At 67.8% G+C, this 16,914-nt stretch carries 13 protein-coding genes and 1 pseudogene; 10 read left to right on the forward strand and 4 right to left on the reverse strand.

Annotation, left to right across the window (positions count from 1 at the left end; all coding sequences use genetic code 11):
* Positions 1 to 183 precede the first annotated feature (183 nt).
* Complete coding sequence (locus tag ACRYR2_RS11715; protein WP_432563046.1) at positions 184 to 1,440, forward strand: GGDEF domain-containing protein; 1,257 nt, start codon at positions 184 to 186, stop codon at positions 1,438 to 1,440.
* Positions 1,441 to 2,576: 1,136 nt separating this feature from the next.
* Here the strand turns inward: ACRYR2_RS11715 and ACRYR2_RS11720 are convergent.
* Both ACRYR2_RS11720 and ACRYR2_RS11725 read right to left on the reverse strand, forming a co-directional pair.
* Positions 2,577 to 3,527: an IS110 family transposase gene (locus ACRYR2_RS11720; RefSeq protein WP_432563047.1), complete on the reverse strand. Its 951-nt coding sequence runs from the start codon at positions 3,525 to 3,527 to the stop codon at positions 2,577 to 2,579.
* Positions 3,528 to 3,857: 330 nt separating this feature from the next.
* The gene (locus ACRYR2_RS11725; RefSeq protein ID WP_432563085.1) at positions 3,858 to 5,360 is read right to left on the reverse strand and encodes a SulP family inorganic anion transporter; all 1,503 of its coding nucleotides are present in this window, start codon (positions 5,358 to 5,360) and stop codon (positions 3,858 to 3,860) included.
* A 374-nt stretch (positions 5,361 to 5,734) separates the two neighbouring features.
* Between ACRYR2_RS11725 and ACRYR2_RS11730 the strand changes: the two genes are divergently transcribed.
* Positions 5,735 to 7,045, forward strand: a complete 1,311-nt coding sequence (locus ACRYR2_RS11730) for an acyltransferase family protein (RefSeq protein ID WP_432563048.1) — start codon at positions 5,735 to 5,737, stop codon at positions 7,043 to 7,045.
* 89 nt (positions 7,046 to 7,134) lie between these two features.
* The gene (locus tag ACRYR2_RS11735) at positions 7,135 to 7,530 is read left to right on the forward strand and encodes a MerR family transcriptional regulator (protein WP_432563049.1); all 396 of its coding nucleotides are present in this window, start codon (positions 7,135 to 7,137) and stop codon (positions 7,528 to 7,530) included.
* Between the two features lie 470 nt (positions 7,531 to 8,000).
* Here the strand turns inward: ACRYR2_RS11735 and ACRYR2_RS11740 are convergent, their stop codons facing one another.
* Positions 8,001 to 8,423: a hypothetical protein gene (locus ACRYR2_RS11740; RefSeq protein WP_432563050.1), complete on the reverse strand. Its 423-nt coding sequence runs from the start codon at positions 8,421 to 8,423 to the stop codon at positions 8,001 to 8,003.
* A 284-nt stretch (positions 8,424 to 8,707) separates the two neighbouring features.
* Between ACRYR2_RS11740 and ACRYR2_RS11745 the strand changes: the two genes are divergently transcribed.
* The 7 genes and pseudogenes from ACRYR2_RS11745 to ACRYR2_RS11775 all read left to right on the forward strand — a co-directional run bounded on the left by ACRYR2_RS11745 (position 8,708) and on the right by ACRYR2_RS11775 (position 13,683).
* On the forward strand, positions 8,708 to 9,283 hold the full coding sequence (locus ACRYR2_RS11745; protein WP_432563051.1) for a glyoxalase superfamily protein: 576 nt from the start codon (positions 8,708 to 8,710) through the stop codon (positions 9,281 to 9,283).
* A 672-nt stretch (positions 9,284 to 9,955) separates the two neighbouring features.
* A pseudogene (locus ACRYR2_RS11750) lies at positions 9,956 to 11,145 on the forward strand (IS3 family transposase).
* A 110-nt stretch (positions 11,146 to 11,255) separates the two neighbouring features.
* Positions 11,256 to 11,744, forward strand: a complete 489-nt coding sequence (locus tag ACRYR2_RS11755; protein WP_432563052.1) for a hypothetical protein — start codon at positions 11,256 to 11,258, stop codon at positions 11,742 to 11,744.
* Entirely contained in the window at positions 11,722 to 12,000 is a 279-nt protein-coding gene (locus tag ACRYR2_RS11760; RefSeq protein ID WP_432563053.1) for a transposase, read from the forward strand. The genes ACRYR2_RS11755 and ACRYR2_RS11760 overlap by 23 nt, the downstream gene beginning before the upstream one ends.
* Positions 11,997 to 12,254, forward strand: coding sequence for an IS3 family transposase (locus tag ACRYR2_RS11765; RefSeq protein ID WP_432563054.1), 258 nt, complete (start codon positions 11,997 to 11,999; stop codon positions 12,252 to 12,254). Before ACRYR2_RS11760 ends, ACRYR2_RS11765 begins: the two co-directional genes overlap by 4 nt.
* A gap of 12 nt (positions 12,255 to 12,266) precedes the next feature.
* Positions 12,267 to 12,881, forward strand: coding sequence for an IS3 family transposase (locus ACRYR2_RS11770; protein ID WP_432563086.1), 615 nt, complete (start codon positions 12,267 to 12,269; stop codon positions 12,879 to 12,881).
* A gap of 304 nt (positions 12,882 to 13,185) precedes the next feature.
* Positions 13,186 to 13,683: a WapI family immunity protein gene (locus ACRYR2_RS11775; protein ID WP_432563055.1), complete on the forward strand. Its 498-nt coding sequence runs from the start codon at positions 13,186 to 13,188 to the stop codon at positions 13,681 to 13,683.
* 127 nt (positions 13,684 to 13,810) lie between these two features.
* Here ACRYR2_RS11775 and ACRYR2_RS11780 read toward each other — a convergent pair whose 3' ends face one another.
* The gene (locus ACRYR2_RS11780) at positions 13,811 to 16,900 is read right to left on the reverse strand and encodes a hypothetical protein (RefSeq protein ID WP_432563056.1); all 3,090 of its coding nucleotides are present in this window, start codon (positions 16,898 to 16,900) and stop codon (positions 13,811 to 13,813) included.
* Between the last annotated feature and the right edge of the window lie 14 nt (positions 16,901 to 16,914).

Genomic DNA, 16,914 nt, shown 5'->3' on the forward strand with positions numbered 1-16,914 from the left:
GCACGGGCAGGACTCCACGGGCAGAGCCGGGGTTGCTGCGAGATCGCCTGTCCCGCGTCCTCCGCCTGGCTCAGGTCCTGCCTTGCGCTGTCCCCTTCCTTCGCCGCTCACGCGTGCCCTCTTGCTGGAGCGGCAGGGTGGGGCACGAAGTGGTTGAGTGCAGGATCGAAAGGATGGACCACCATGCTCGACGACCCATCACCCGCCGATGACGGCGCTGCTACTGCCGGTCTTCCACCCGTCGTAACCACTGCAGCAGTAGGCGCGGTCAGTGATGCCACTGATGCCACTGATGCCACTGATGCCACTGATGCCACTGCCTTGATCGGCGCGCCGTTCCCGGACTTCACCGCTGCCGTCAGCGCAGTGCTGGCTGCCCTGCAGGCAGCGGCGGGGATGCAGCTGTGGATGGTGACACGCGTGGTCGGCGAGGATCAGGTGGTGCTGGTCTCACGTCATCGTGCTGGAGCTGAGCTGGCGGCTGCGCCCGGGACCGTTTTGCCGTGGAGCACCTCCTTGTGCCAGGCCATGCTCGCCGGCTCTGGGCCCGTGGTGGCTCCTGAGGTGCGCGACGTCCCGGCCTACGAGCAGGCCCTCAACGCCCGCCACGCCGGAATCCGGGCCTACGTGGGGGTGCCGCTGCGCGGACGTACAGGAGAGCTGTTCGGCACCCTGTGCGCTTTCGATACCCGACCTCAGCCGGACGCCCTGCGTGAGGTGCAAGTGCGCCTGCATCTTGAGGCCCGCCTGCTTTCCACCGTCCTGGCCAGTGAGCTGCAGGCACAAGAACACCTGCGTCTGGCCGAACGCGCCCGTCTGGAAGCTCAGAGCGACGCCTTGACGGGGCTGGCGAACCGCCGCGCCTGGGACGGAAGTCTTGAGCGTGAGGAGGCACGCTGTCGCCGCTACGGTCACCGCGCCGCCATCATCTGCCTGGATCTCGACGAACTGAAGGCAGTCAACGACACCGCCGGTCACGCCGCCGGCGATGAGCTGCTGCGCCGCACCGCGCAACTGCTGAGCAGCACCGTGCGCGCTGAGGACGTCGTCGCCCGCATCGGCGGTGATGAGTTCGCCGTCCTGCTCATCGAAGCCGACACCGACGGTGCACGACAGGAGCTGGGCAGGCTGCGAAAACTGCTGAGTACGGCAGGTATCGCCGTGTCCACCGGCGTAGCCGTCCGCAGCTCTGCGGGAGACCTCAGCGCCACCTGGGCTGAGGCGGACGCTGCGATGTATCAAGACAAGCAGTGCCGTCGGACCAAGCGGCCCAGCCAGGAGCGAACTAGCCGGATGCGCCTTGGAGCGTCCTCCGTGCTGGGTACTGGACTCAGCACCGATACCCCTTGTGCTGTGCAGTCCGGCGAAGGACCCCGGAGTTCGCCACGAACTTCCGGGGGACACCAACCTGGCGCTGCTGCTGCAGCAGGCTCTGGATGAGGCGGTGCGCATCAGCGCCCGGCTGCTGACCGGCCGCCCTGACCAGATGCTGGCATCGCTGCGGTTTCCCGTGTGCGTCAACGTCGATGAGTTTGATGCGAGCCTGAATGAAGGTGCCCTGAGAGGGCTGCGCCCCGACCAAGTGCGCATGGTGCGCTCCATGCAGCCGATCTCCCCGCACCCGGCACCGCCTCCAGGGCTGCAGGTCATCCATGACTCCCTGTTGTTCCTGCGTGCCCTCATCGACGCCGGCGCCTCCCTGCGCATTCTCAGTTGGGGGCATTCGGCCACACCACAGTTGCTCGTGGACCCGCCCGAGGTTCTGCTCGAGCTGATCGGCGAGCCTGATGGCTTCCTCGAGCACCAACCTGTCGTCGCCCGCTACCGCGTGCAAGGACACCGGCCCGGCCGTAGTAGCGCACGAGGCACAGCCAACATCGCCATCGATGCCGCAGCCGAGGTCGACCCACTGCCCCAGGAACCCGACGACACCCTCAGCCGGCGCACTCAGCGGCTGATCAGCGTGGTGAGCGAGCTCGTGCGTTCTTTCGAGCGTTCCATGCATCAGCGCCACGACATGCCCCCACCGCCAGAACCGTCCTCAGACCCGCGTCTGCAGGTTGGGCCGCCGCGCGCCCCGTGGACGGCACAGGCCAGCGACACCGGCAACTGGAGCGATGCAGAGCTGGAGCAGCTGCGCGCCTCTGCGCTGGGCCTGGCCACCGTCGTCGACGCCCGCGACACCACACTGCTCGTCGTCACACCCGCAGGTGTCTTCGAATGCCGAATTCCCGCAGCTCTACCCCTGCCGGACGACGTTGAACAAGGTGAGGGCGCCGAATGGGCTACGCGCGCTGTCGCCGCCGCATGGGGACTTCCCGACTTCGTCTTCCACCCCCTCAAGATCGCCAAGAGTGCAGCGACCCGTGAAATCGGACATGGCACCATCCTGGTCGGCGGGTACGGCTTACTGCTGCAGAGCAAGAGCCGCCACGGCACTGCCCTGCGTGATGAGCAGGGCGAGCGCAACTGGCTGACGAAGAACATGACCAAAGCCGCCAAGCAAGCCGCCGGGACCCTGCGCTCACTACGGCAGCAGCCCACTGAGCTGATCAACGTCCGAGGTCGGCGCCTCCTCATCTCAGCTGACGACCGCACGCAGGACGACGTCGTAGGTCGCGGTGGAAGGCGCGAACGGTGGTGCTCGTTGTCGCCGCTGTCACACTCGGCAAGGCGTCGATCGGTGCGGTCCCGTTCCAGGACGCGAAGTGGTCTCGGGTGGGGAACCGGACGATGTCCCCGACATCCCCCAGCAGCCGCGCTGCGCTGGAGGGGCCGATGCCGTACAGATCCATCAGATGCGACCCGGAGTCAACCACCAGCTGCTGCAGCTGCCGGTTCGCGGCCCTGATCTTGCCCTGAATCGCGGCGAACTCCTCCACCAATTCAGCCGCCAACTGCGTCCGCATCAACGCCGCCGGACCCACCGGGACCACGCCGTCCAGCAGCTTTTTCGCCTGCCCCGCAGTGAGGAAGCGCTTGGCCCCACCCCCGATCAGCTCACCCAGCAGCCGATGGATCCGGTTGACGACCTCGGTCTTGCGGACCCCCAACTCATCACGACGATCAGCCAGCAACCGCAACGCGACGCTCTCATCATCGACGGTCACCACCCGCAGCCCCGCGCCCTGCCCGTCCTTCGTCACCAAGCGCCGCCTGCGGCGGCGAACCGCGACCGCAGCAATGGCGTGAGCATCGGTGGCGTCGGTCTTGCGCCCGTGCCCGGTCTCGAACGCACGGACCTGCGCGGACAGTTTCGGCGGGACGTCCAGCACCGTCTGCCCGTCAGCGACCAGCCGCTGAGCCAGGTATCGGCCCGCGCCGTTGGCTCCCTCGACCGCCCACGTCCGCCTGGGCCACGCACTCACCGCGGCCAGCATCGCGCGGTAGCCGTCGGTGCCGGTGGCGAAGCGCTGCCCCAGCAGCATCTGCTCAGCCTCGTCGACGACCTCGATCGTCGCGGAACGCTTGTGCGGATCGATCCCGATGACCACCGCCGGCACCACCACTGATCTTCGTACGCTCATCGCTGCTCCCCGCTCGCCTGGCCTTCGGTGGGGCGAGGTGGGCAGCGCTACTTCGGGATGACCGAGCAGACCTCTCTTGAGCCACTCCCCGCCAGCGGTGCCCGACGCGACGCAAACCATGAGAGAACCACACCCGTGAAGCCGGTGGGCAGGCGAATTGAGAACGACGCGTCAGGCACCTCGGCACAGCCTGGCCGGGCTGGTGCCGTGAGGGAGGTGAACAAGTAGGCGAATTGAGGACGTTCTCGAAGCCGCCTGAGCTCGTAAAGGGGGGGCGAGCTCAGGCGGCGGTCGTGAGAGCCGGCTTCTGGCCAGCTGGTCGCCAGCTGGTCAGTGTCCGCTGCCGAGGTGACCGGCCAGTCGCTCCAGGCGGGCGGAGCTGTCGGCGTTCAGGCCGGTGACGTGCACCACCTTGCCTCGAGCGGCGTATTTCGTCTGGACCGCATCCAGCGCCGCAACAGTGGAGGCGTCCCAGACGTGCGCCGCAGACAGGTCGATCACCACGTTCTGCGGGTCGCCGGGGTAGTCGAACTGGGTGACCAGATCGTTGGATGAGGCGAAGAACAACGCGCCGGAGACCGAGTACACGCGGGTGGTGCCGGCGGGGTCCAGGACGCTGCTGACCTGGACCAGGTGCGCCACGCGGCGGGCGAACAACAGCGCGGCGATCAGGACCCCGACGATGACGCCGATGGCCAGGTTGTCGGTGGCCACCACGACGATGACGGTGACGACCATGACCGCGGTCTCGCTCTTGGGCATCCGGCGCAGCGTGGCGGGGTGGACCGAGTGCCAGTCGAAGGTGCCGACCGCCACCATGATCATCACTGCGACCAGGGCGGCCATCGGGATGGTGGCCACCACATCGCCCAGGCCGACGACCAGGACCAGCAGGAAGACCCCGGCCAGGAACGTCGAGGCGCGGGTGCGGGCCCCGGCCTTCACGTTGATCATCGTCTGCCCGATCATCGCGCAGCCGCCCATCCCGCCGGAGAAACCGGTGATGATGTTGGCCGCGCCCTGCCCCCAGGCCTCCCTGCCCTTGCGCGAGGGGGTGTCGGTGACGTCGTCGACGAGCTTAGCCGTCATCAGCGACTCCATCAGCCCGACCAGGGCCATGCCCAGGGCGTAGGGGGCGATGACCGTCAGGGTGTGCAGGTTCAGTGGCACGTTCGGCAGCAGCGGGAACGGCAGGCTGTCGGGCAGTTCGCCCTCGTCGCCGACGTTGGGAACGGTCAGGTGGGCGGCCACCGTGACGATGGTGAGCAGCACGATCGCGACCAGCGGGGCCGGAACGGCCCTGGTCAGCCGGGGGAAGAAGACCATCAGGGCGATGCCGGCGGCGACCATCGGGTAGACGATCCACGGCACGTCGCGCAGGTGCGGGATCTGCGCGGCGAAGATCAAGATGGCCAGGGCGTTGACGAAGCCGACCATCACGCTGCGCGGGACGTAGCGCATCAGCTTGGCCACCCCCAGCAGCCCCAGGACGACCTGCAGCACGCCGGCCAGGATGACGGTGGCCAGCAGGTAGTCCAGGCCGTAATCGCGCACCACCGGGGCGATGACCAGAGCGACCGCGCCGGTGGCCGCCGAGATCATCGCCGGCCGCCCGCCCAGGAAGGCGATGGAGACGGCCATGGTGAAGGAGGCGAACAACCCCACGCGGGGATCGACGCCGGCGATGACGGAGAACGAGATCGCCTCCGGGATCAGGGCCAGGGCCACGACCAGGCCGGCCAGGGCCTCGGTGCGCAGCACCCGGGGCGTCAGCCAGGGCGGGCGGCGATGGTGGGCGGTTGGCGCGGGGGCGGCCGAGGATGCGGCGGGCAGGGCCAAGGAAGTGCTCCGTTCACGGAGGTGATGAGGCGGCGCCGACCGCTGGACGAAGGCGCCCGGCGGTCGCTGGGTGGGTCAGTGCTCAGGGGAGGTCGAGCGGCACACCGGGCGCCGGGCCGTTTCCCTCCTCGCCCGTCGGCCGCACCAGAGCGTGCTGGCCTCGGTGCTGGCTGCGACAACTTCGCGAAGAGGTGACCCGATCAACTGATGGCGTCTCGTCCTGCCGTCAACTCTACCCTAACGTAAGGGTAGAGTCCGGATCTCGAACGGCGCCGCGACCGGCCTTCCGCGCCCCTGGAGCACTCGCCGGGGCCGTCAATTGCGCTGCCCGCCAATTGTTTCCGTACGGGTCGATGAGATGAGGACGAGTGAGCACCACCCCCGGCCAGCCTGCTGGCCGCCGCGCCCACCAGCCCGACACCCAACCCGATGCCCGCCCCGACGCCCAGCTGGAAGACGGCCGGGGCAAGCAGTCCCCGGCTGCACCGGTGATCCCACTTCGTCGCGACTCAGGTGAGCCACCCAGCCCGCAGGGCCCCTCCTCGGCGTCGACGGCCGCTGCGTCCACAGCGCCCGCGCGCAACGGACGCGCTCGATGGGCGCGCGGCCCGGCCCGGCCGACGCTGGCCGAAGCCTTCGATCCGCGCAGCAACGCGCTGGACCTGCTGCGGCTGGCGCTGGCTACCACGGTGGCGGTGGTGCACACCATGCTCATCGGCACCGGCCACCAGCCGCAGACCGGCTCCACCGACCTGGGCAGCCTGGCCGTGGACGCGTTCTTCGTCCTGTCCGGCTTTCTGGTCGCCCGCAGTTACCTGCGACTGGACTCCCTGCGCCGCTTCGTCTGGCACCGCGCGCTGCGGATCCTGCCCGGGTTCTGGCTGTCCCTGCTGCTGACCGCCGCACTCGTCGCCCCGCTGCTGGCCCTGCTCGAGGGCCGCCCGGCGGCCTCAGTGTTCACCGGCCCGGACTCGGCGCTGGACTACCTGCAACACAACGCGTTTCTGCAGATCCAGCAGTTCGGCATCAGCGGCCTGACCGCCGGCTCCGGCGCCCCGGATGTGATCAACGGCTCGTTGTGGACGCTGCTGTTCGAGGCGTGCTGCTACGCCATCGTCGCCAGCCTGGGCGTGGTGGGCATCCTGCGCCGGCAGCGGTGGCTGGTGCTGGCCCTGCTGATCGCCTTGTGGCTGCTGACCATCGCCGCCGCCGCCGGGTTCAACCCGCTGGGCTCGGAGCTGATGCTGCGGCTGAGTTTCGTCTTCCTGCTGGGCACCGCCGGGCACCTGTTCGCCGACCAGATCCCGGTGCGGGGCTGGCTGGCCGGGTTCAGCCTGGCCCTGGTCATCGTCGGGCTGACGTTCCTGCCGGACTACCGGGCCCTGGCCGGGCCGGCGTTCGCCTACCTGTGCCTGTGGGCCATCGTGCGCTGCCCCTGGCGCCCACGGATGCGCTGGGACCTGTCCTACGGCATGTACGTCTGGCACTGGCCGATCGCCCAACTGCTGTTCGCCCTCGGGGCGGCCACCTTGACCGCGGTGCCCTTCATCGCCCTGGGCCTGGCGCTGACCGCGGCGGTCGCCACCGCCTCCTGGACGCTCATCGAGCGCCCCGCGCTGAGCTGGAAGGACGCCGCCTGGGTCACCCGCACCCCCCGTGCCCTACGCCCTCGACCGTGACCGGCGGTGGATGGCGCCCTCCGCCCACGCCCGGCCTTCACGCAGCGCCGGGCGATCAAGTCCTCCGTGGGGGGTGCTTGACTACGGCGGTGGACATCGTCGACGCCTCCGACCCCCAGACCGGGCGGCTCATGCAGATCGGCGAGGTCGCCGAGCGGGTCCAGCTCTCGCACCGCACGGTGCGCCACTACGACGACGAGGGCCTGCTCACCCCCACCCGCAGCGCCGGCAACTTCCGCCTCTACACCGAGGCCGACGTCCAGCGGCTGCTGCTGATCCGGCAGATGAAGCCGCTGGGCTTCTCCCTGGACGACATGCGCCACCTCATCGCCGTCCTGGACCAGCTGGCCACCGCTCCCGACGATGAGCAACGCACCCAGGAGCTGCGCACCTTCATCGCCACCGCCCAAGAACGCCGCGACCGACTCGCCCAGCAGGTCCGCACCGCCGATGCCTGGCTGAAAGACCTGCGCTCCCGGCTGTGAAGTGACCGGCCCCCGCCCCGGCCGCCGCCCCGGCCGCGGGCACCGGACCGCGGCACCGGAGCGTTCCGCCGATCATGCCGGCGTCGGCCGCCCGGCCGTGGCCTCCCGGAGGGACGACTGAATTGCCGAGGTCGGCAGCTGCCGAGTCAGCTACGGGTCAAGCCGGCCGGGCCCGCCCCTCGGAAGTGGCGGGCCAGGTCCACCACGGGCACCACGCACTCATACAGACAGACCAGTCCTCCAGCCTCCTCGCCGACGACTTCGCCATCACCACCCAGACGCTGCACCCACTCGATGCGAGCCTCGCTTCCGCAGACCGGGCACCGGCGCCAGGTATGCATCGACTGACTCATCGGTTCGCTCCGCGATTCACAACCTTCACGTTACGTGAGGGTGCGGCACGCGAGCCAGGACCAGCAACCTGACCGCGGTCCAGCTCGGGTCGGAGCGATCTACCGGTCATCCCGCGATCAGGTGCGGCCTCGAAGGTGCCGCTTGCGGATGCGGAAGTCCGCCAACGCTCCGATGGTGGCGACTTTGGTGTTCAGGACGGGGCAGACCCAGATCCCCTGGCTGTCGTGCTCGCGCGCAACCAGCGGGTGCCGGTCAGGGTGGTGCGGGCACGCCGGCCACGACGCTGACCGCTCGAGCTTCCACAACGCCTCCACCGCCCACTCATGCACCTGTTCAGCCAGGGCGAGAACCTGTGCTGTGAAGGGCTGCCCGGTCTGGACCCACACACCCATGCCGGTGCCGTCGGGGCTGTGCAGCCAGCAGCTGGCGGCCCCGGGGAAGTCCTGCCACTCGCGGTCGTCCACGGTCGGCGCGACTCCGCTGGGCACCTGCAGGTCCGCCAGCAACGGCGCCAGCGCCGCGTTCAGCTCAGGGTGCACACGACCAGCATGGCGATCATGGACCGCAGGGCGCCACCGACCTCGCGATCATCCCGCTGTCATGGACGTCGATGACCGCCCGGATCCGCCGATCTGCGGTCGTCGATCTGGGCAGGCGTAGCTGCGGTAGCTACTCTGCTGGTGGCTCGGTGCAGCCTGCCGCTCGCGCCCTTCGGGGTCTGGTGAATGCACCGCTGGGTCCCGCCTCCTGCGGCTTCCCGGACGCGGCAGCAGCCGGCAACGCGAGCACCCGGCACAGCACCTGCCGCACAGGAAGGCGCACCATGACCCCCTCGACGACCCCCTCATCGACTTCTCTCGCCCGGGCCAAGGACCTGGCCAAGCTGCTGCGCAGCGACCTGACCACCGCCGGAATCGACGTCCCCCACTCCCTGGCCCTGGAACTCATCGCCCACCAGCACGGCGTCCGAGACCGGAACACCCTCGCCGCCACGGCAAACGCGCACACCGCGGCCGCGCCCGTACAGCCGCCAGCGTTCGGCCCTGGCGTCCCGGTGCTGCGGGTGATGTCAGCCAAGGTGGCGCTGGGCTTCTACGGGGATTACCTCGGCTTCACCTTGGACTGGGAGCACCGCTACGCCCCGGGCTTCCCGCTGTACATGCAGGTCTCGCGCGGGCAGACGGTCCTGCACCTGTCAGAACACCACGGTGACGGCAGTCCTCACGGCGTCGTGTGGATCGCCGTGGCCGACGTCCACGCCCTGCACACCGAACTGCACACCCACCCCACCGCACCCGCGCGACCAGGCGTGGACATCGAGTCCCCCGGCGGGCCGACCCTGGAGGTCATCGACCCCTACGGCAACGTCCTGCGCTTCTGCCAGCCAGACGGCAGCTGAGGGCCAGGCGACGGCAGAGCAAGCACCAACGTCCGACCGATTCGCGGCCTGACCCCGTAGCAGGACGACGTCACGGTCATCCCGCTGGCCAGGACGTCGACCTCGCGGTCCAGGCGATGTCGGGACCCTCGGTCATGCCTGCTGGCAGCTGTCCAAGTTCTCCAGTGCAGCGATGTCGGCACAACGCACATGGCGCCATTCCCCGGACCCGAAGGAGTCCGCGGTGGTGTCGATGAAGACCTCCAAGTCCCCACCGGGTAGCGCCCGGTAGTACGTCTTGATGGGGTCCCCCTCCGTCGTTGGAGCCGTCACGACGACCTCAGCTCCCTCGCGTTGCGCATCAGAGCTGAGCAGGCAGTCCTTTAGATCGGCCGGGACTCTCTGCCCCTGTGTCAGGGTGATCACAGTGCATTGCGGTAGGGCGGAGCGTTCCCGGAATGCCGCCGGAGCTTGTTCAGCATCGGGACCCTCGACCACTGCACTTGGCTCTGGAGACATCGATGCCGAGCTCGTGCTGGTCGATGTAGACGGCGCAGTCGGTGACGGCGCGCTGTCAGCGCAGCCCGAACCTGCCAAGAGCGCCGCAGCAGCCACGAAAGCCAGAGGGTCTGCTGCACTGATCGGTGACAACCGAGCTGGCTTGCTCCTCAGCAGGCCTGGAAGGATGTCGCTGTGCCCAAGCCCTACCCCCGCGAGTACCGGGACGACGTCGTGCGCGTCGCCCGGGACCGCGACCCTGGCGTGACGTTGGAGCAGGTCGCGGCCGACTTCGGCATCCACGTCATGACGCTGTCGAAGTGGATGCGCCAAGCGGATGTGGATGCCGGCGTGAAGCCTGGGACGAGCACAACGGACAACGCCGAGCTGCGTGAGGCGCGGCGGCGGATCAAGCTGCTGGAGCAGGAGAACGAGGTCCTGCGCCGCGCGGCGGCCTACCTGTCCCAGGCCAACCTGCCCGGCGGCTCGGGAAAAGGATCTTCCCGCTCGTGAGGGAGCTGGCCGCCGAGGGCATTTCGGTGGTCCTCACGTGCCGGGTACTGAACATCGCTCGACAGGTCTACTACCGCTGGCTGGCTCAGCCGGTCACCGACACTGAGATCGAGCAGGCTTACCGCGCCAACGCCCTGCACAATGCCCACCGCGACGACCCGGAGTTCGGCTACCGCTACCTGCACGAGGAAGCCGCCGAGGCCGGGCAGCCGATGGCGGCGCGGACGGCCTGGCGGATCTGCTCGGACAACGGCTGGTGGAGCGCCTTCTCCAAGAGACGGTCCAAGAACGGGAAGCGACCGGGCCCACCGGTTCACGACGACCTGGTGCAGCGGAAGTTCACCGCGGATAGCCCGAACCAGTTGTGGCTGACCGACATCACCGAGCACTGGACCGGCGAGGGCAAGCTGTACTTGTGCGCCATCAAGGACATGTTCTCCCGGCGCATCGTGGGGTACTCCATCGACTCACGGATGACGTCGAATTTAGCGGTCCGCGCGTTGGCCAATGCCGTTGCGCGACGGCGAGTTGAGGGGATCGACGTGGCTGGCTGCACGCTGCACTCGGACCGAGGATCGCAGTTTCGATCCCGGCGCTACGTTCACGCTCTGAACCGTCACGGCCTGGTCGGGTCGATGGGCCGTGTCGGCGCGGCCGGGGACAACGCGGCGATGGAGAGCTTCTTCGGCCTGTTGCAGAACAACGTCCTGGACCGCCGGCAGTGGTCGACCCGGGAGGAGCTGCGGATCGCGATCGTGACCTGGATCGAGCGGACCTATCACCGCCGCCGGCGGCGGCAGAGCGGTCTAGGTCGGTTGACCCCCATCGAGTACGAGACCATCATGACCACGTCGGTCGCCCTGACCGCGTGACGTAGCTGTCACCTGATCATGCAGCAGACCCTGTCAAGGCATCCCCAGCAGGGCCAAAGCCCGCAGACTGACCAAAGCCGCACACCCCAGCCACGACAGGAGCACGATCAGTGAGCTTCCTCGCCCGGCTCAAAGATCAGCTCCATGCCTCCTCTGAAGCCGACGATGATCCCCGTCCCCTGGCCCACGGATCCTTCCCCGGCGACCAGGCCGTCTTGATCGATCTGCTGCTCTACCCCGACACCTTCGTGGTCGCTACGGTGGCAGCCGCAGTCTTGCGCTACCGAGACCCGGCCGCCGTCGGCCTGATTCTCGAAGCGCTCAGCGACCCGCGCTGCGACGACGAACTCGAGGACTGGCTGCTCGATGCCTTCCTCGGCACGTACGTGGACACCGACTGGAACTTCGAGCCGCTGCGTCAGATGGCCATGCAGGCCTGCGCGCAGTCCCCGCAGACGCGCACAATCGGCAGGAGCTTGACCCGCTTTTCCGGACACCGACCTGAGGCGATGATGTCGCCCAGAAAGGAGTCCTTCGATGCCCCGACCCCACCCGCCGGAGTTCCGTCAGCGCGCCGTGGAGCTGGCGCAGCTGCGTGAGCAGCCGATCGGCAAGATCGCCGCTGACCTCGGCATCAGCGAGTCCTGCCTGCGCCGCTGGGTCCGGCTGGCTGAAGGCAGCAGCGGCCGTACCAGCGGCCGCGCCGGTCAGGACACCACCGCCGTACTCGACGCCGGTGAATGCGCCGAGCTGCTGGAGTTGCGCCGCAAGACCCGGGTGCAGGCGATGGAGATCGACATCCTCAAGCGGGCCAGTGCCTACTTCGCCCGGGACGTGCTGCCGGACCCAAAATGATCTACCCGCTGGTCCGTGACCTTGCCGATGACGAGACCGCCCCGGTCCCCGTCGCGGTGACCTGCCGGGTACTGGGTGTGTCCCGCTCGGGCTACTACGAGTGGCTGGGGCGACCCACGTCGGCCCGGGCAGTTGCCGACGCGGCGTTGACGCAGACCATCGTCGAGGTCCACGTCTCCTCGCGGGCCACCTACGGTGCGCCTCGCATCCACGCTGAGCTGCGCTTGGGGATGGGCATCGCCTGCGGACGCTAACGCATCGCCCGGCTGATGCGTGCTGCTGGCCTGGTGGGTGTCTGCCACCGCCGCAAACGGTCGGGCTTGAAGCCGTTGCCGGCGCCGCACGAGGATCTGGTGCGGCGCCGATTCACCGCCGAGGAGCCGAACCGGTTGTGGGTCAGCGACATCACCGAGCACCCCACGGCCGAAGGCAAGGTCTACTGCGCCGCCGTGGTCGACGTGTTCAGCCGGATGGTGGTGGGCTGGTCCATCGCCGATCACATCCGCGCCGAGCTCGTCGTCGATGCCTTGGAGATGGCCTGTTGGCGACGTCGTCCGCAGCCGGGAACCATCGTCCACGCCGATAGGGGCAGTCAGTACACGTCCTGGATCTTCGGGCACCGGCTGCGGGCCGCCGGCCTGCTGGGTTCGATGGGGCGGGTCGCCTCCAGCGTCGACAACGGGCTGATGGAAAGTTTCTGGTCCACGATGCAACGCGAACTGCTGGACCGCCGCGCCTGGTCCACCCGGGCGGAGCTGGGCTCAGCGATGTTCGAGTGGATCGAGGCGTTCTACAACCCGCGTCGGCGTCACTCCGGCATCGGCTACCTCAGCCCCGTCGAGTACGAGGCCCTTCACACCGCGGCGACCGCTGCGGCATGATCGAGTCACCTACCTGTCCGGGAAACCGGGTCAAGCTCCACGACGCTCTCACGCAGGACGGCCGATCCGGGATCGGGAACGGCCGGGTTCACGGTCATCGTCGCCGTCCGCACGATCGTGTCGATGAGCGAGGTGGAGGCGGTGTAGCCACGCGGCAGGAGCGGCAACGTCGCAGAAGGCTGACAGAGCCGACCCGAAGGCATCGCGACCGACCCGCCATGACTTCGCTGTTCTGACGCGCATCGGCTGGACCGGTGCACCACGTCGAGCATCCCCGCCAGCGCAGGCGCGGGAAACTCAGCAGGTGCAGCTCACCTCCACCGACGGCGCCCTGCTCGAACTACGTCCCAGCGGCTACGAGCACCCAACCCTCACCACTCCTGGCGAACTGGACGCCAACTGGCTCATCGTGCACGGGACGGTGCGCACCGCCGCCGGAGAGTCGTGGACGTTCGACGAACCGAGCTTGACCACGTGGGAGGCGAAGGAGTTGCTGGACTGGCTGCACGCCGCGGCCGAAGGACGCCTCGAGCCGACCGACGACCCCGGCTCAGACCTTGCCGCGAGCACGATGATCTTCATCGAACCCAACTTGGCCTTCAGCGTGGGCGCAGTCGAGGGTGACCAAACGCTGCTGCGCGTGCACCTGTCCCTGGAGGCGTTGGCAGGCGGACCCGATGTGATGACGGGACCCGAGCCCAACGTGTACGGGTACAGCATCCCGTTCCGGATCGACCAGGCTCAGCTGCTCACGGCAGCGAAGCAGTGGAGCAGCGACATCGCGCCGTTCCCGGCTCGTTGACGACAGGGGAACCACCGTCGTGGGGCGAAGTCCTCGGCTCTGGCTGACACGTTGCGCTCATCCCGCTGTCGTGGACGTCCGCTACGCTGACTACGGCATCCACTGATCGCCGTGCACGATGCGGCGATCACCGCTTCCTGCCCCATCGTCCTTCAGGATTCTTAAAAACGCCGAAGAGGTCGTCATGGGGCACATCATCGGTCCAGTAACCGTACCGGTCGCCGAGCAGGGTCAGGATGGCGGCGAAGTCGGGGGTGCGTTGATGGGTCTGCAATCCCCAGTTCGTGAGGGTGTGCAAGGCCGACATGTTCAAGGCGGTGCTCAGATTCTCGCTGGTGAACACCTCCAAGGAGACCACGTCGTTCGGCTCCTCAGCCCGACGCATGAGTTGCCCAGCACGCCGGCGCCAGGTCTCGTCTTGAGAGAAACGGTCAAGACCTGCGGCATGAAGACGCTGGTTCCCGACCACGTTGGCGATGGCGGTCAGCAGGTGCCAGTCCAACCAGCCTGCGCGCCTCCGTTCCGCGAGAACCTGACGTGCATGCTCGTTCCCGAGCATTCTTGCCAAGGTGAATCGGATAATGGGTGGAAGGTTTTCGTATCGCCCAGCGCAGGCTGCCAGAGACTCTTGTTCCGTGTATCCGGGGCCTGGCCCGCTGGGGGAAGGTAGTTCGTCGGCGGCCATAAGGTTTCTTGGACGATCAGCTGCAACACTCGTCACCGGCAAGGTCGCGGAGGTGGTGTAGCTCGTGGCGGGGCGGGTGTCGGCGACTTCGTCATAGGGTCGGCCGGCGCCGAGCTTGTGGAGCAGGCCGCGCTCGAAGGAGCGTTCCACCAGTGTCATGAACGCTTCGCCGGGTAGCAGGGTGATGGTCACCAGTATCTGCGCCAGCACCGCGAGGGTTTCCTGTTCGAGTGCTCCATCGGCGACGCCGCCGGTGTATGGGGTGAGCGAGACCGTCCAGCGACTTACCGCGTTGTCTGGTTCTTCCACGCACGCGTCCTGGCCCGGTCGCGGGGGCGGTACATCCTCCGTGCTGCGGACGGTGAGGCTGATATTTATGTCGCTGGGCAGCAGCAACGGATCGTGAGCACTGAGGTCGGCGAGCAGGATCTGAGCTGCCGCACTGAACCGTTCTGCCGCCAGGACGGTCGCGCGGTCATTGGGGCAGCGCACGTACCAGCGGGTTCCGAGCCCGGCCCAGTGAATGACTCGCTGCGGGCCGGCATCGTCGAAGGGCCGTCCGCTGAGTTGCTGGTCGGCGAGTTCCGCCCACTCGTCTTCAGACGGGTGATCCGGATCCGTCGACTGCGGTGGCATGGAGTCGATCACTGGGGTGTCCACCACGATGCCGCGTAGCTGTTCCAGCACCGCCGGGCGGATCGCCTGTGCGGTGTGGAGGCGGATCGCCTGGTTGTCCCAAGCTCCATCGAGGTACAGGTACTTCTCGTTGTTCCAGGGGTCTAGCATGAAGTGGTGCTGCGCCAGCATGGCCACGCGGGTGAGCTCCGTCGCACCGATCCAGGCGCCGGCGGCGTGGTCACAGTTCGCGGCCCCGAAAAGTCCCACGGGGATCAGGTCTTGCACGTCCTCGTTCTGCGTGGCGTGTCCAGCGAAAGCGACGGCCATGGCGTACTGCTTGGCCGCCATCGGCAGTCGCAGCTCGGTGTAGATGTCCGAGATGGACAGCATGGCCAGAAGGGAACTGCGCAGCGTGTCACCACTCCACCAAGTGACCTTGGCCTCATGGAACTCGTTGAGGGCAGGGAGGAGGCGACCCGCCTCAACCAGAGCGCGTGCCCGCGTCATGCACCGTGTTGCCACGGCGTCGTTGCCTGCAACCCGGCCGGTCGCGGCATCCAGGGCATCGCGAATACCGCGATAGCGCGGATCGTCGATGATGTTTTGGCTGATGAAATCGAACCAGTTGCACAAACCTTCAACCGGGAAGGTGCTGGCCAGGGGAAGGAGAGCGGTCAGTTCGCTGAGGGCTTCCAGTCCCCCGTCCGCGTCGAGCATCACCACATCGCCTACGACGGTAACGGGAATTGGCGTGCCGTTCTCCTGAGCCTGCCGAACCATGGAAGTGACCTCAGCCAAACTCGGCAGATCCTGCTCGATGAGGTCTTCCGGGTCGGATGGGACCGGGGTGAGGGCGAGGCGCGCAAAGACTTCGAGCAGCGCGGCCCGCTGGTTTCGAGGTGGCGCCAACTCCAGCAGGTCCCGGAGGTGTTGCAGCAGGTCTCGCCCCCAGGCGTGGATCTGCGTGCCGGGGATGCCGGATCGGTCACGTAGTCGTGCTCCCAGACAGTAAGCAAGCAGGACGGCCGCGTCCATGAGCAGGCCTGCGCTTTCCTCCTGCATGACGTCGGCCATGAAGTCACGCACCGCATCATCGGCCCGCGTCAGATCACCGGTTCCCCGATAGGTGGCCAGCGCAAGCTCGTAGCGAGCATTCTGCCGGTCGCGGGTACGCGACGCCTCAAGCGCCAAAGCGTGCAGTAGGCGCAACCACTGGGGCAAGTCAGGACGGGCTGCTTCCTCTGAAGCGGCGTGACGGGCAGCGCGGCGGATCTCGAAGAAATCAGCAGAGGTGAGGTCGGCACTGGATTCGGTCCGCCAGTGGATCCTGGCGGTTTGGTACCACCGGGGAAGGGCTACCTCCTCAGGCTGCGGCGCGGGAGCCATCTCCATCGGTAGGTGCAAGTAGGCGTTGGCGATCCAGTACAGCTCGGGGTCGGCCAGCCAGGTGGTGATCGCCTCCGCGTCGAAGATTTCCAAACGCACACGGTGGTCCGCCTTCGCCTGCTCCTGCAGTCGGTGGCGTGCGGCGACCGGCACCGAGCCGGAGGTGAAGTAGCAGACCACATCGACCGCAGTGCCCTGAGTGCAGATGCCCCGCACGTCGCTGCGGATCTTGGTGGACAGGTGGTCCTTATGCAGGGTGCACGCGAAAGCCACCACCTCAGAGGTCGCGAGCGCCAGGAAGCCGCTGGTTCCGTCCACGCCTTCGGCCAGATAGGTCCGGAACGTTTCGAAGTCCCGCGCCTGGTCTCCACCTGAGCTGACCGGGCCGGTGGCAGGCAGGATGTTGCTCGCCACCCGGCGAGTGGCAAGGTGCCGGCACAGGTGCTCGAACTCGTGATGCGCGTTCTGAGTCCCCATCTCCGACAAGGCGAACTTGAGGAAACGTTGACGTTCTTCAGGCGAAGCCATGAAGACCTTTCGTG

The organism is Kineococcus deserti (assembly GCF_050871945.1).
Taxonomy (GTDB): Bacteria; Actinomycetota; Actinomycetes; order Actinomycetales; family Kineococcaceae; genus Kineococcus.